Consider the following 13,902-nt stretch of genomic DNA (forward strand, 5'->3'; position numbering starts at 1 on the left):
GCGTCTCAGCGCTGAAGCAGCCCCAACGACAATGGTCCCGGCCGGGAGAACCCGGCCGAGACCATTAACGAACTGCCGACGGTTCCTAGTACGAAACCGTCTTCACGTGCGCGAGGGGGGACTTGAACCCCCACGCCCTTTCGGACACTAGCACCTGAAGCTAGCGCGTCTGCCATTCCGCCACTCGCGCGTGCCGCAGAAGATTATCACGAGAGCGGACCCAACCGTGCATCGGTCGGACGGCCGTCCTCGTGCGCTCTTCCACCTGCGCCCCGACCGGGCCAGAGCCCGGTGGTGCACCAGAGAGAACAGTAGCCGCTCCGCAGAGCGCCTCACGCCCGAGTCACCCGATCTCCCCGCGATCTCCCCCTCGATTCCGGGAGATTCCCGGCCCGTCGAGGCCCCGGGTCGTTACGATCTAGGTAGTCTGCCCGGGGACCGTGTACCCCGGTCGTGGGAACGTCGATGAGGGAGGAGGTGGCATGGGAGTCCTGGATCGTTTCGAGAAGGGCGTCGAACGCGTCGTCAACAACGCCTTCAAGGTCGGACGCAGCGAGGTCAAGCCTGTCGAGCTCGCGAGCGCTCTGCGTCGTGAGGTCGACGACCGGGCTGCGGTCGTGGACCGCGACCGGACCGTGGTGCCCAACCAGTTCACCATCGAGCTGTCACCGGACGACTACGCGCAGGTCGACGGCTGGGGGGCCGAGTCGCTCGCCGACGAGCTCGCAGCCAATGTCACCGAGCACGCGGCGTCGCAGCACTACGCGTTCGTCGGCCCGGTCAGCGTGTCCTTCGAGCAGAACGACTCGCTCGACACGGGCCGCTTCCAGCTGCGCTCCGCGAGCGTGCGCGGGAACGTCGCGCCGGCGACGGCGTCGGCCCCGAGCGCACGCCACCCCCTGGTGGACATCGACGGCCAGCGCTACCTGCTGACCGGTCCCGTGACCGTGATCGGCCGCGGCTCCGAGGCGGACATCGTCGTCGACGACCCCGGGGTCTCACGCCGTCACCTCGAGATCCGGGTGACGCAGGACGGGGTCATCGCGACGGACCTCGGTTCCACAAACGGACTCTTCGTCGAGGGCCACCAGGTCCCGGCCGCTACCCTGCTCGACGGGAACAGCCTGACCATCGGGCGGACCCGCATCATGTTCTGGACGGGTGCGCCCGAGAACGAGGAATGGTGATCCACCCCGCATGACCGAGCTGACGTTCACCCTGCTGCGGCTGGGCTACCTGGTCCTGCTGTGGGTGTTCGTGTTCGCCGCGATCGGCGTGCTGCGACGCGACCTGTACGGCACCAAGATCACGGCACGCAAGGGCAAGACGCGCGAGGACGGCCACCGTCCCGCGCCCACCGCCGGGCGCGGTGCGGCGGCGTCGGCCCCCTCGGCCCCGTCCCCTGCTGCTCCCGCGTCCCCGGCCCCGACCGGGCCCTCCCGGCTCGTCGTGACCGCGGGTCCGCTGCGCGGGACCACGGTCCCGCTCTCCGCGTCCTCGATCCTGCTGGGCCGCGCCCCGAGCTGCACCCTTGTCCTCGACGACGACTACTCGTCGTCCCGGCACGCCCGGATCTTCCCGCAGGGTGGCACCTGGTACGTGGAGGACCTCGGCTCGACGAACGGCACCTACATCAACGAGCAGCGCATCACCGGGATCCAGCCCCTCGCCCCAGGAGTGAGCGTGCGGGTGGGGCAGAGCATCGTCGAGCTGCAGCGGTAGCGCGCCATGAACATCGCACTCAGGTACGCCGCGGTCTCCGACGTCGGCCTCGTCCGGTCGAACAACCAGGACTCCGGGTACGCGGGTCCGCACCTCCTCGTCGTCGCGGACGGCATGGGCGGGCACGCGGGCGGCGACGTCGCGTCCTCGCTCGCCATCGCGGCGCTCGCGCCTCTCGACGGGGAGTCGCACGGGCCCGACGACGCCCTGTCCCACCTCGAGGCGTCGATCGACAGTGCGCGTCTCGACCTGGTCGAGCGCAGCGAGGTGACCCCCGAGCTCGCCGGCATGGGCACCACGGTCACCGCGATCCTGCGCAGCGGCAACGCCCTCGCGATGGCGCACCTCGGCGACTCCCGCGCGTACCTGCTGCGCGACGGCGTCCTGAACCAGGTCACGACCGACCACACGTTCGTCCAGCACCTCGTCGACACGGGCCGCATCACCCCGGAGGAGGCCGAGTACCACCCGCAGCGCAACGTCGTGATGCGGGTCCTCGGCGACTTCGACGTCGACCTCACACCGGACATGTCGGTGCGCGAGGCGCGACCCGGCGACCGCTGGATGCTCTGCTCCGACGGGCTGTCGGGGTTCGTGAGCATCGAGACGCTCGAGCACACCCTGAGCACCGTCGCGGACACCGACGAGTGCGCCGACCACCTCCTCCAGCTCGCGCTCCGGGCCGGCAGCACCGACAACGTGACGGTCGTCGTGGCCGACGTCGTCGACCTGGACACCCTGGCCGACGGCGCGGGCCCGTCCACCGTGCCGGTCGTCGTCGGCTCGGCCGCGATCGACCGCGACCGCCCGACCTCGGCGCAGGACGGCCCCGCCGCCCGCGCGGCCACGCTCGTCGCCACGGCCTCGGCCGAGGAGTCCCCGGAGGCCTCGGCCGACACCGCGGAGACCCCCCAGGACGGCACGGATGCTGCGGGCGACGACTCCGACGTCCGCCCCGGCAAGCGGTCGCGCCGCTGGATCGCGCCCGTCGTGACGATCGCGATCATCGCGGTGGTCGGCGCCGTCGGCCTGTACGGCTACCGGTGGACGCAGCAGCAGTACTACGTGGGCGTGTCCGACGGCCAGGTCGCGGTCTTCCGGGGCATCCCGACCAGCGCGGGCCCCCTCACGCTCTCGACCCCGATCCAGCTCACGGGGGACAAGGTCGACGACCTGCCGCCCTACGTCGTCGACCGGCTCACCGAGACCATCAGCGCCACGTCGATCGACGACGCCCGGGACCGCGCGGCGCGCCTCGTCGCCGACGCCCGGGCCGAGACCGACGCGGGCACGCAGGAGCCCGCGGGCACCGGCGCGACCACGCCCCCGACCGACCCGGCGACGGACCCTGCCGCCCCCGCCGACGGCACCACGACCGAGACCACGACCGACCCGCCGGCGGCCCCGTGATGGCGACCGTCGAGCCCCACGAGGTACGTCCCTCGCGGCGGGCCGAGGCAGGCCTGCTCGTGCTCGCCCTCGCCCTCGGCATCGGCGCCTACGCCTCCGTGGGGTTGTCGATGCTGGGCGAGCTGCCCACCAACTTCTACGTCTACAGCGCGGGCCTCGTCGCGCTCGCCGTCGTCGGGCACGTGGTCCTGCGTCTCAAGGCGCCCTACGCCGACCCCGTCATCCTGCCGGTCACGATCGCCCTCAACGGGATCGGGCTCGGGATGATCAACCGCATCGACATCGGCGGCAAGATCGTCGGCCGCGACCAGGACCTCGCGTCCAAGCAGCTCATGTGGACGGCCCTGGGCGTCGTCGCGGCGTGCGTGGTCGTGTGGCTCCTCAAGGACCACCGGACCCTGCGGAAGTACTCGTACACGGCCATGATCGTCGGCCTGGTGCTCGTCGTGCTGCCGCTGCTCCCCGTGATCGGGCGCAACATCAACGGTGCCCGCATCTGGGTCAACATCGCCGGCATGTCGCTCCAGCCCGCGGAGTTCGCCAAGATCGCCTTCGCGATCTTCTTCGCGGGCTACCTCGTGACCAACCGGGACACGCTCGCGCTCGCCGGTCCCAAGGTCCTCGGGCTCCAGCTCCCGCGCCTGCGCGACCTCGGGCCGCTCGTCATCGTCTGGGCCGCGTCGCTCGCCGTGCTCATCTTCGAGCGCGACCTGGGGACCTCCCTCCTGTTCTTCGGCCTCTTCGTGGCCATGCTGTACATCGCGACCGAGCGGTTCAGCTGGGTCGCGATCGGTCTGAGCATGTTCGCCGTGGGCGCGGTCGTCGCGGCCTCGGCGTTCCCGCACGTCCAGGCGCGCGTCGACGTCTGGCTCCACCCCCTCGACCCGGAGATCTACGGTCGCGACCCGGGCGGCTCTGGCCAGCTCGTGGGCGGCATGTTCGGTCTCGCCAACGGCGGGCTCACGGGCACGGGCTGGGGCGAGGGCTACCCCCGCCTCGTGCCGTACTCGTTCTCCGACTTCATCTACACCTCGCTCGGCGAGGAGCTCGGGCTCACGGGACTGCTCGCGATCCTGGTCATGTACCTCATCCTGGTCGAGCGCGGTCTGCGCACCGCGATCGGCGTCCGCGACGGGTTCGGCAAGCTCCTCGCGGGTGGCCTCGCGTTCGTCATGGCGTGGCAGCTCTTCGTCGTCATCGGCGGGATCACCCGGATCATCCCCCTCACGGGTCTGACCATGCCGTTCGTCGCGCAGGGCGGGTCGTCGCTGCTCGCGAACTGGCTCGTGGTCGGGCTCCTGCTGCGCATCTCCGACAACGCGCGCCGGCCGTCCTCCCTGCCCGTGCGCGGCCAGGTCGCCCCGTCGCGCGCGACCGAGCGCCCCGACACGGGCCCCCAGCCCGTCACGGTCCAGGCCGGCGCCCAGGGCGCCGCCGACCTCGCGGACGGGCGCACCGCCGTCGGGCAGCGTGAACCCGGGGCGCACGGCGCGCTCCCGGACGACCAGCCCACGCAGGTCGTCCGCACCGCCCTGCCCGAGGTCGGCGGTGGCCCGGGCACCGGAGCCACCGAGATCATCGAAGACACCGAGTGGAAGACCCCGTGAACGTCCCTCTGCGCCGAGTGGCGACCGTCGTGCTGGTCATGTTCCTGGCACTCATGGTCTCGACCACCTACATCCAGTTCGTCCAGGCGGGCTCGCTCAACGACGACCCCCGCAACGTCCGCCAGATCTACCGGGAGTACGGGAACTTCCGCGGCCCGATCGTCGTCGCGGGGGAGTCGGTGGCCCTCTCGACCCCCATCGACGACCCGTACGGCTACCAGCGCTCGTACACGAACGGGCCCCTGTACGGCCACGTCACCGGGTTCTTCTCGATCGTCAACGGGACCAAGGAGATCGAGCGCACCGAGAACGAGTTCCTCAACGGCCAGGCCAGCACGCTGTGGATCGACCGTCTCCAGGGCCTCATCACGGGCAAGAAGCCCCAGGGCGCGTCGGTCGAGCTGACGATCGACCCCGCAGCCCAGCAGGCCGCGTACGACGCCATGGGCGACCAGCGCGGTGCGGTCGTCGCGATCGAGCCGTCGACGGGCAAGATCCTCGCGCTCGTCTCCAAGCCGTCGTACGACCCCAACCTGCTCGCGACCCACGACACCAAGGCCGCGCGCGAGGCCTACACCTCGCTCATCAACGCGGACGACGACCCGCTCGTGAACCGCGCGATCTCCGGCAACACCTACCCGCCGGGGTCCACGTTCAAGCTCGTGACCGCGGCCGCCGCGCTCGAGAGCGGCCAGTACACGCCCGAGACCGTGATCCCCGCACCGGACGAGTACCAGTACCCGAACTCGACCGCGACCATGAAGAACTTCGGTGGGGCCCGCTGCTCCCCGACGGGCGAGCAGACCCTCGCCGACGCGATGCGCATCTCGTGCAACACCGCGTTCGCGGACCTGGGCGTGACGCTCGGGGGCGACGCGATGCGCGACCAGGCGGAGGACTTCGGTTTCGACTCGAAGCTCAGCATCCCCATGACCGTCACGCCCAGCCACTTCCCCGACGCGGAGGTCACCGACGACGGGGGACAGCTCGCGCGTGCCTCGATCGGCCAGGGCGACGTCCGCGTGACCCCGCTCCAGATGGCCATGGTCTCCGCGGCCATCGCCAACGGCGGCAAGCAGATGACGCCCTACACCGTCGCGACCGTGCGCGGCGCGGACCTCGACGTGGTCCAGCAGAACGAGCCCTCGCTCCTGCGCACGTCCGTCTCGCCGACCGTCGCGTCGCAGCTCACCTCGATGATGATCAGCGTGGTCGAGGGCGGCTCAGGCAAGGCCGCGAAGATCGACGGCGTCCAGGTCGCGGGCAAGACGGGCACGGCCGAGCACCAGAGCGGCGCCGCCCCGCACGCCTGGTTCACGGGCTTCGCCCCCGCCGACAACCCTCAGGTCGCGGTCGCCGTCATCGTGGAGAACGGTGGGGACAGCGGCAACGAGGCCACGGGCGGCGCCGTGGCCGCACCCATCGCCAAGGCCGTCATGGAGGCGGTGTTGAACAAGTGAGGCCGGTCGAGGGGCTCTGGCTCGGCGACCGCTACCGCCTGGTCCGCCGCATCGCGATCGGCGGCATGGGTGAGGTGTGGGTCGCCCACGACAAGGCGCTCGGCCGCGAGGTCGCCGTCAAGGTGCTGCGCGAGGAGTACGCGGGCAACGAGGACTTCCTCGAGCGGCTGCGCACCGAGGCGCGCAACAGCGCGGCCCTGTCGCACCCGAACATCGCCCAGATGTACGACTACGGCGAGCAGAACGCCTCGGGCTTCCTCGTCATGGAGCTCGTCATGGGCGAGCCCATGGCGGACCTGCTCGAGCGCGAGCCCGTCCTCATGCCGGCCAAGCTGCTGCCGATCCTCGCGCAGACGGCGCGCGCCCTGCACGCCGCGCACGTCGCGGGCGTCGTCCACCGCGACGTGAAGCCGGGCAACATCCTGCTCGAGCCGCGGGGGGTCGTGAAGATCACCGACTTCGGGGTGTCGCTCGCGGCGAACCAGATCCCCATGACGGCGACAGGCATGGTCATGGGCACGGCCCAGTACCTGTCGCCCGAGCAGGCGATCGGCCAGGCCGCGACCGGGGCGTCGGACGTGTACGCGCTGGGGATCGTGGCCTACGAGTCCGTCGTGGGGAACCGGCCGTTCACGGGCACGACCCCGGTCGACATCGCGGTCGCGCACGTCAACGAGAAGGTGCCGCCGCTGCCCGCGCACGTGCACCCGTCGTTGGCCTCGCTCATCTACGCGATGCTCGCGAAGGACCCCAAGGCACGACCCATGCCGGCCTCCGCGCTCGCCCAGACGCTCGACGACCTGGCCGAGACCATCGCGCGCGACCCGTGGGGGGCCACGGCCCGGTCCGGGGCCGCCTCCGGGAGCAGACGTTCGCGCCGCCCCCTGCCCGCACGGCACGGCGCACCGCCGGCACCCAGCTCGCCCACGCCCCTCGAGATCCCCGCCGAGCTGCGCTCGCGCCCGCTGCCCACGGTCAGCCCGGCACCGATGGCCGACGCCGCAGGACCGGCCACCTCCGGCTGGTCGGCACACTCCGGGCACTCGGCGCTGTCGGCGCCGTCGGGCTACTCGGCACTGTCGGCTCCCTCTGCGGCGTCGGCAGCGTCGGTCGCGCGCGACGACGCCCCGTACGACGGCCAGGCCGTCCCCCCGCCGCCGCCTCCTCCCCCGTCCGTCACGCCGCCGTCGGACACGGCCCGCCCTGGCCAGGCGCTCCCCTGGGAGCGCTCGGACGCGCCGGGCGGAGCGGAGCCCGCTGCCGCCCCGCGCTCGTACCCGCCCCGCCGCGAGATGCACGGCGCGGCGGCTTCTCGTCCGCGGCGCCCGGACGCCGGCCCGACGACGTCACGCACCGGCGCGGCGTCGGCTCCCGCTCTCGCGGGGGCCCAGCCGGGCGGGGTGACGCGCGCCGAACGACGGCGTGCCTCCCAGGAACCGGCAGGCGGCCGCACCTCGACGACGACGGGCCAACGGATCGGCGGGTTCGCCAAGGGCCTGTCGTGGCCGCTCGTGGCCCTGCTGATCCTGCTGCTCGTGGTCCTCGTCGCGACCCTCGTCAGAGGTGGCGGGGACGGCACGGACGACTCGGCTGCTGCGACCGTGACCAGATCGTTGTACTCGTCCCAGGACTCGACGTCCAGCGATGGGATGATGCTCAGTACTGTGCCGGAGGCCTCTGCGTCCTCGGCTCCGACAACCTCGAAGGATTCCTAAGTGGTGGACAACGCTCCCCGGGTACTCGCCGGCCGGTACGAGGTCGGTGAGCTCATCGGCCGAGGCGGCATGGCCGAGGTGCACATCGGCCACGACACGCGCCTCGGACGGACCGTGGCGATCAAGATCCTGCGCTCCGACCTCGCGCGCGATCCGTCGTTCCTCGCACGCTTCCGTCGTGAGGCACAGGCTGCCGCCGCTCTGAACCACCCGGCCATCGTCGCCGTGTACGACACGGGCGAGGACACCCACACCGAGCCGGGCGGCGGGACGGCGCACGTGCCGTTCATCGTCATGGAGTACGTCGAGGGCCACACGGTCCGCGACATCCTCGGTGACGGACAGGCCGTCCCCATCGACGAGGCCATCGAGATCACGGCCGGCGTGCTGTCGGGCCTCGAGTACTCCCACCACGCGGGCATCGTCCACCGCGACATCAAGCCGGCCAACGTCATGATCACGCCCACGGGCGCCGTCAAGGTCATGGACTTCGGCATCGCGCGCGCCGTCGCGGACTCCGCCGCGACCATGACGCAGACCCACGCCGTGATCGGCACCGCCCAGTACCTCTCGCCCGAGCAGGCCCGTGGAGAGACGGTCGACGCACGCAGCGACATCTACTCGACCGGCTGCCTCCTCTTCGAGCTGCTCACCGGTCGTCCGCCGTTCATCGGCGACTCACCCGTCGCCGTCGCCTACCAGCACGTGCGGGAGGCGCCGGCCAAGCCGAGCGACCTCGCACCCGACGTGCCGGAGGTCCTCGACCGCATCACGCTCAAGGCCCTCGCCAAGGAACGGACCGCGCGCTACAGCAGCGCCGCCGAGTTCCGCAACGACCTCGAGAACGCCGTCCGCGGCGGTCACATCACGGCCCCGGCCATCGGGGCAGCGGCAGCAGCGGCTGCGGGCGCCGTGGCAGGAGCAGCGGTCGCCGCGACCCAGGTCCAGCAGCCGCTCGAGAACGCGACCCAGGTCATGACCCCGGCCGTCGCGACGCCCCCCAACCCGTGGGAGACCACGGGCGCCGCCCCGGCAGCGGTCCCTCCGGGCCAGCCCGGCAACGGGCTGTCCGCCGAGGAGCCCGAGGAGGAGCCCGCCAAGCGGCGCGGCCTGATGTGGGCCCTCATCGCCGTGGGTGTCCTGGCCCTCGCCGCGATCATCACCATGATCGTGATCAACTCCCGCCCGGACGCGCCCACCGAGGTGCAAGTTCCTCAGTTCGACGCCTCCACGACCCAGGAGTCTGCCAAGCAGGCGCTCGAGGCGGTCGACCTGGTGTACCTGTACGCGCGCGACACCGAGTCGACAGAGCCCGAGGGCACCTTCACCAAGTCGAGCCCCGAGAGCGGGACGTCGGTCGCCACGGGCACCGAGGTCGAGGTCTTCTTCTCCGCAGGGCCGGACACCGTGCTGGTCCCCGACGTCACGGGACTCACCCAGGAGGAGGCGCGCTCCAAGATCACCGCCGCGAACCTCGTGGTCGACCCGACGGTCGAGGCCGAGGACAACGGGACCATCAAGAAGGGCCTCGTGACCCGGACGGACCCCGCCAACGGCGAGAGCGTCGCTGCAGGGGGCACGGTCAAGATCTTCATCTCGAGCGGCAACGTGAGCGTGCCGGACCTGATCGGCATGACCGAGGCGGACGCCACCAGTGCGCTCGCCAAGCTGGGTCTCACCCCGGTCATCAAGGAGCAGGAGAGCCCCAAGACCCCGGGTACGGTCATCGACCAGACGCCCAAGCCCGGACCGACCAAGCAGGGGCAGCAGGTCACGATCGTGCTGGCCAAGGAGATCGTGCCCGCGGGCCCCGAGAAGACCACGGTGCCCGGTGACCTGGTCGGCATGACGAAGGACCAGGCCGAGAGAGCCCTCAACGGTGTCCAGCTCAACCTCGGGGACGTCACCGAGAAGGAGTCGGCCGACATGCCCAAGGGGCGGGTCATCTCGACCAGCCCTGGTGCGAACGCGGAGGTCGACGAGGGGACCAAGGTGGACCTGGTCATCTCGAGCGGTCCGCCCAAGGGCGGTGGCGGCGGCGGGGACGACGACGCCACGTCCACCCCGTGACGTACTGACGCGAGTCGTGGTCGACCGCACCGGCACGGCGTAGGTCGACCACGAACGTCAGGAGGGCCCGGCACCAGATGGTGCCGGGCCCTCCTCGTGCTTCGGGTGCGGGTCGTCGAGCCTCGCGAAGCTCTCAGAGGCGCACGAGGGGCGCGAGCCCCTGGGCGCGCTCGACCGCGTCGAGCGCCCCGCACACGGTCAGCCAGTTCGCGAGCAGCAGGTGCCCACCCTCGGTGAGCACGGACTCGGGGTGGAACTGCACGCCGTGCAGCGGGAGCTCGCGGTGCTGCAGGCCCATCACCACACCGTTCTCAGTCGTCGCCGTGACCACGAGCTCGGCCGGGACCGTCTGGGGCACCACGGCGAGCGAGTGGTAGCGGGTCGCGGTGAAGGGCGAGGGGAGGCCGGCGAGGACGCCGAGGTCCTCGTGGACGACCGGGCTCGTCTTGCCGTGCATGAGCTCGGGGGCGTGCGTGACGGTCGCACCGTAGACCTCGGCGAGGGCCTGGTGCCCCAGGCAGACACCCAGCATGGGCGTCCCGGACGCCGCGCACGCGCGGATCACGTCCTCGCTCTGCCCTGCCTCCTCGGGGGTGCCGGGGCCGGGGGAGACGAGGACGCCGTCGAACACGCCATCACCGTCCCGGAACCGTCCGTCCGCACCCACGGCCGGGACCGCGTCGTTGCGGACGACCACGGTCCTGGCCCCGAGCTGGTTCAGGTAACCGACGATCGTGTAGACGAACGAGTCGTAGTTGTCCACGACGAGGATGCGGACCATCCCTTACCCACCTGTTCCTTCGGATGTCGTTGCGTAGAGACGTCCGGACGCCCCGCGGGGGGTGCGGCTCGTCCGGAGGGGTCGGGCAGGGCCCGGCCTGCTCATCATTGTCCCTGCTGCGGGGGGCCGGAGACCGTGTCCATGCGCGGGCCGGGTCGGTCGTCGGGGGCGCGGGGTGGGGGAGCCCGTCCCTTGGCCCGACGGCGTCACGCGCCCTCGTCCTCCGAGCCGGTCACGCGCGCGTACTTCAGGTCGGTCGCCCCCTCGAACACGGGCATGAGGAGGGAGTCCGACTTGTCGACCTTCCACCCGAGGCCGTACTCGTCCACGTACTGCTTGTAGATGTCGATCGCCTCGGAACGGTCGAGCGCCTTCTGGAGCTGTGCTGGGTCACCCACCGCGGACACCGTGTAGGGCGGCGAGAACACCCGCCCGTGGAGGTTGAGCACGTTCCCGACGCAGCGGAAGGCGGTCGTGGGGGTGACGCGCTGGCCCTGGAGAGTCATCGCTTCCGCGCCTCCGGCCCAGAGCGCGTTGATGACCTCCTGCAGGTCCTGCTGGTGGACCACGAGGTCGTCCACGCGCGCCTTGGGGTGGTCCTGGGTCATGGGGGCGTCGTCGAGCGTGACGCTGAGTCCCGGACCCGTCACGGCGACCGCACCCGACACGATCCCGGTGCGCTCGACGAGCTCGGGCGACTCGGTCTCGGCCTGCCCAGTCCCTGCCGCGAGGGTCAACACCTCCGCCTGGAGACCGACGACCTTCTCGGTCATGTCCTTGACCCGGCGCTCCTCGCTCTGCACGAGCTCCGTCAGGTTCTCGGGATGACGTCCGTCCTGGCCCTGCGCGAGCCGGGCGCTGGCCGAGAACATGAGCCCCGAGAGCGAGAGCACCAGCAGCACCGTGACGCTGGACCGGATCCGACGGGCTCGTGTGGGGGGGCGGACTCCGGCCGTGTCGACGGGCTCGCCGGCGTCGGCGCGCGGGGCATCCTCGGCCGCAGCACCCTCGGGCTCGTGCGTCGTTCCGTGACGGCGATCCATCTGGCTCACTCCCGGCTCTCGTCCATCTGCCCGTGCACACGCTATTCTGTCCGCCCACTACGCTAGATGACGAATGGCGTCGCCGTTCACGACGTCGCGCAACGGCGCTTCGTCCCACCCGACACAGCTCCTGCACACGACTGGTGCCAGGAACACGCATCCCGAGGACAGGAGCCAGCTCTCGTGCCCGAGTCGAAGTCCCGTAAGAAGCCCGCCAAGGTCAAGGCCCCGCAGGTGAAGAAGCCTGAGACCGGCAACCCCCGCTGGCTGGTCCCGACCATGCTGACCCTGATGCTCCTGGGCCTGGCGTGGATCGTCATCTTCTACCTCACCAGCGGAGGCCTCGGCCTGCCGATCCCGGCGCTCCACAACTGGAACCTGGTGGTCGGGTTCGTCCTGATCATCGCCGGGTTCGCGCTGACCACGCGCTGGAAGTAGTCGCTGGACGACGTGCATCCCGCCCACGTCGGCGGTGCTCGGTGCAGGAGAGGGTGGGGCCCGCAGAGCTGCGGACCCCACCCTCTTGCCTGTCGCCAGCGTGCGCGGGACGGTCGGCCATCCACAGATTCCCTGGCCTGTGGATAACTACATCGGTGTAGTTCCACACCTGTGAGTAACTCTGTGGATAACTATTCGAGATCGAGCAGTCTGCTCAGGACAGCACGAACTGCGGGGCCGAGGCGTACTTCAGGACCGTCAGGACGACGAGCACCACCGCGACCGCGACCGTGATGCCGATGCTCCACAGCCTGCGCCGTTCCTTGGGTGCGTAGGCGTACCCCGCCCCGAGCACGAGCCCCACGACGAGCCCACCCAGGTGAGCCTGCCAGGCGATGTTGCTGACCATGAAGCCGATCGCGAAGTTGATCCCGATCAGGACGAGGATCTGGGCGGCGTTCCGCCCCAGGCGCCGCAGCACCACGAGGATCGCTCCGAAGAGCCCGAACACGGCCCCGGACGCACCGACGACCGGCGTGAACCAACCGCCGTCCGGCGTCGGCTGAGCGAGCAGGACGACGCCGACGGATCCGCCGACGGCCGCGAGCACGTACAGCGCGATGAACCGTGCCCTCCCGAGCATCTGCTCGAGGAAGGGCCCGGTGATCCACAGCGCGTACATGTTGAACAGGATGTGGAAGACGCTCGTCGAGTGCAGGAAGGCCGCGGTGAGGAACCGGTAGGGCTGCACGTCACCGATGAACGGTGCGAACGCCAGCCGCTGGGTCCACTCGCCGCCGGTGGCCAGCTGGAGCAGCCAGCTCACGACGCACAGCGCGATGATCGTCAGCGTGACGACCGGGCGCCCCGTCCGGACGGTCCCGCCGAGAGCCGTCGTGGTCTGGGGTGCGGACCGGGCCTGCTCGCGCACGCAGTCGACGCACTGGATACCGACGGCCGCCGGACGCTGGCACTCGGGGCAGGCCGGACGTCCACAGCGCTGGCAGCGGACGTACGAGACGCGGTCTGGGTGTCGGGGACACACCGGGGCCGGCTGCGCCGGCCCCGGTGTCCCGAAGGCGGGGACGGAGATGGTCAGTCCTCGATGGTGACCGAGGTGATGACGATGTCCTCCACCGGGCGGTCGCCCGGACGGGTACGCGTCGCGTTGATCGCGTCCACGACCGCGCGGGACTCGTCGTCGACGACCTCGCCGAAGATGGTGTGCTTGCCGTTGAGCCACGGGGTGGGGACCGTCGAGATGAAGAACTGCGACCCGTTGGTGCCCTCGACCTCACCCGAGACCGGGTTGCGACGCGAGCCCGCGTTGGCCATCGCCAGCAGGTACGGGCGGTCGAACTGCAGCTCGGGGTGGATCTCGTCGTTGAACGTGTAGCCGGGGCCACCGGTACCGGTGCCGAGCGGGCAGCCGCCCTGCAGCATGAAGTCCTGGATCACGCGGTGGAAGATCAGACCGTCGTAGAACGGGTCGTTGCGCTCCGCGCCCGTGCGCGGATCCGTCCAGGTCGTGGTGCCCTTCGCCAGACCGGTGAAGTTCGCCACCGTCTTGGGCGCGTGGTTCGGCAGGAGCTCGATACGGATGTCACCAGCAGTGGTGTGGAGGGTTGCGAACATGCCCCCATTCTCACACGGTCG

At 70.9% G+C, this 13,902-nt stretch carries 12 protein-coding genes and 1 tRNA gene; 8 read left to right on the plus strand and 5 right to left on the minus strand.

Features of this window, described 5'->3' with window-relative positions:
* Positions 1-107: 107 nt before the first annotated feature.
* Positions 108-190 (minus strand) — tRNA-Leu (locus ASE15_RS04190).
* A gap of 292 nt (positions 191-482) precedes the next feature.
* On the opposite strand from ASE15_RS04190, the gene ASE15_RS04195 reads away from it, so the two are divergent.
* From ASE15_RS04195 to pknB, 7 genes are read left to right on the plus strand one after another with little or no spacing between them, the layout of a single operon-like run.
* Positions 483-1,187, plus strand: coding sequence for a DUF3662 and FHA domain-containing protein (locus ASE15_RS04195; RefSeq protein WP_056648059.1), 705 nt, complete (start codon positions 483-485; stop codon positions 1,185-1,187).
* 10 nt (positions 1,188-1,197) lie between these two features.
* Positions 1,198-1,722, plus strand: a complete 525-nt coding sequence (locus ASE15_RS04200) for an FHA domain-containing protein (RefSeq protein WP_056648060.1) — start codon at positions 1,198-1,200, stop codon at positions 1,720-1,722.
* Between the two features lie 6 nt (positions 1,723-1,728).
* A complete protein-coding gene (locus ASE15_RS04205) occupies positions 1,729-3,132 on the plus strand; it encodes a PP2C family serine/threonine-protein phosphatase (RefSeq protein WP_056761786.1) in 1,404 nt (467 codons plus the stop codon).
* Entirely contained in the window at positions 3,132-4,739 is a 1,608-nt protein-coding gene (locus ASE15_RS04210; RefSeq protein WP_082608658.1) for an FtsW/RodA/SpoVE family cell cycle protein, read from the plus strand. The genes ASE15_RS04205 and ASE15_RS04210 overlap by 1 nt, the downstream gene beginning before the upstream one ends.
* Positions 4,736-6,199, plus strand: coding sequence for a penicillin-binding protein 2 (locus tag ASE15_RS04215; protein ID WP_056761788.1), 1,464 nt, complete (start codon positions 4,736-4,738; stop codon positions 6,197-6,199). Before ASE15_RS04210 ends, ASE15_RS04215 begins: the two co-directional genes overlap by 4 nt.
* Positions 6,196-7,914 carry a serine/threonine-protein kinase gene (locus ASE15_RS04220; protein WP_056648067.1) on the plus strand — a complete coding sequence of 573 codons (1,719 nt, stop codon included), beginning with the start codon at positions 6,196-6,198 and terminating at the stop codon, positions 7,912-7,914. Before ASE15_RS04215 ends, ASE15_RS04220 begins: the two co-directional genes overlap by 4 nt.
* Complete coding sequence (gene pknB, locus ASE15_RS04225; RefSeq protein WP_056761791.1) at positions 7,915-9,984, plus strand: Stk1 family PASTA domain-containing Ser/Thr kinase; 2,070 nt, start codon at positions 7,915-7,917, stop codon at positions 9,982-9,984. It begins immediately after the preceding gene.
* 133 nt (positions 9,985-10,117) lie between these two features.
* On the opposite strand, the gene ASE15_RS04230 is transcribed toward pknB, so the two are convergent.
* Both ASE15_RS04230 and ASE15_RS04235 read right to left on the minus strand, forming a co-directional pair.
* Complete coding sequence (locus ASE15_RS04230) at positions 10,118-10,765, minus strand: aminodeoxychorismate/anthranilate synthase component II (protein WP_056648073.1); 648 nt, start codon at positions 10,763-10,765, stop codon at positions 10,118-10,120.
* Positions 10,766-10,971: 206 nt separating this feature from the next.
* Positions 10,972-11,808 carry a DUF881 domain-containing protein gene (locus ASE15_RS04235; RefSeq protein WP_082618209.1) on the minus strand — a complete coding sequence of 279 codons (837 nt, stop codon included), beginning with the start codon at positions 11,806-11,808 and terminating at the stop codon, positions 10,972-10,974.
* Positions 11,809-11,991: 183 nt separating this feature from the next.
* Between ASE15_RS04235 and ASE15_RS04240 the strand changes: the two genes are divergently transcribed.
* Positions 11,992-12,246: a cell division protein CrgA gene (locus ASE15_RS04240; protein WP_056648075.1), complete on the plus strand. Its 255-nt coding sequence runs from the start codon at positions 11,992-11,994 to the stop codon at positions 12,244-12,246.
* A gap of 214 nt (positions 12,247-12,460) precedes the next feature.
* On the opposite strand, the gene ASE15_RS04245 is transcribed toward ASE15_RS04240, so the two are convergent.
* Both ASE15_RS04245 and ASE15_RS04250 read right to left on the minus strand, forming a co-directional pair.
* Positions 12,461-13,177 carry a rhomboid family intramembrane serine protease gene (locus ASE15_RS04245; protein WP_369800556.1) on the minus strand — a complete coding sequence of 239 codons (717 nt, stop codon included), beginning with the start codon at positions 13,175-13,177 and terminating at the stop codon, positions 12,461-12,463.
* A gap of 164 nt (positions 13,178-13,341) precedes the next feature.
* Complete coding sequence (locus tag ASE15_RS04250) at positions 13,342-13,881, minus strand: peptidylprolyl isomerase (protein WP_056648078.1); 540 nt, start codon at positions 13,879-13,881, stop codon at positions 13,342-13,344.
* Positions 13,882-13,902 lie beyond the last annotated feature (21 nt).

It is taken from the genome of Oerskovia sp. Root22 (assembly GCF_001429135.1).
Lineage (GTDB): Bacteria > Actinomycetota > Actinomycetes > Actinomycetales > Cellulomonadaceae > Oerskovia > Oerskovia enterophila.

Coding starts and splice junctions, on each gene's coding strand:
- ASE15_RS04195 (WP_056648059.1), top strand. CDS start 483: ATGGGAGTCCTGGATCGTTTCGAGAAGGGCGTCGAACGCGTCGTCAAC.
- ASE15_RS04200 (WP_056648060.1), top strand. CDS start 1,198: ATGACCGAGCTGACGTTCACCCTGCTGCGGCTGGGCTACCTGGTCCTG.
- ASE15_RS04205 (WP_056761786.1), top strand. CDS start 1,729: ATGAACATCGCACTCAGGTACGCCGCGGTCTCCGACGTCGGCCTCGTC.
- ASE15_RS04210 (WP_082608658.1), top strand. CDS start 3,132: ATGGCGACCGTCGAGCCCCACGAGGTACGTCCCTCGCGGCGGGCCGAG.
- ASE15_RS04230 (WP_056648073.1), bottom strand. CDS start 10,765: ATGGTCCGCATCCTCGTCGTGGACAACTACGACTCGTTCGTCTACACG.
- ASE15_RS04235 (WP_082618209.1), bottom strand. CDS start 11,808: ATGGATCGCCGTCACGGAACGACGCACGAGCCCGAGGGTGCTGCGGCC.
- ASE15_RS04250 (WP_056648078.1), bottom strand. CDS start 13,881: ATGTTCGCAACCCTCCACACCACTGCTGGTGACATCCGTATCGAGCTC.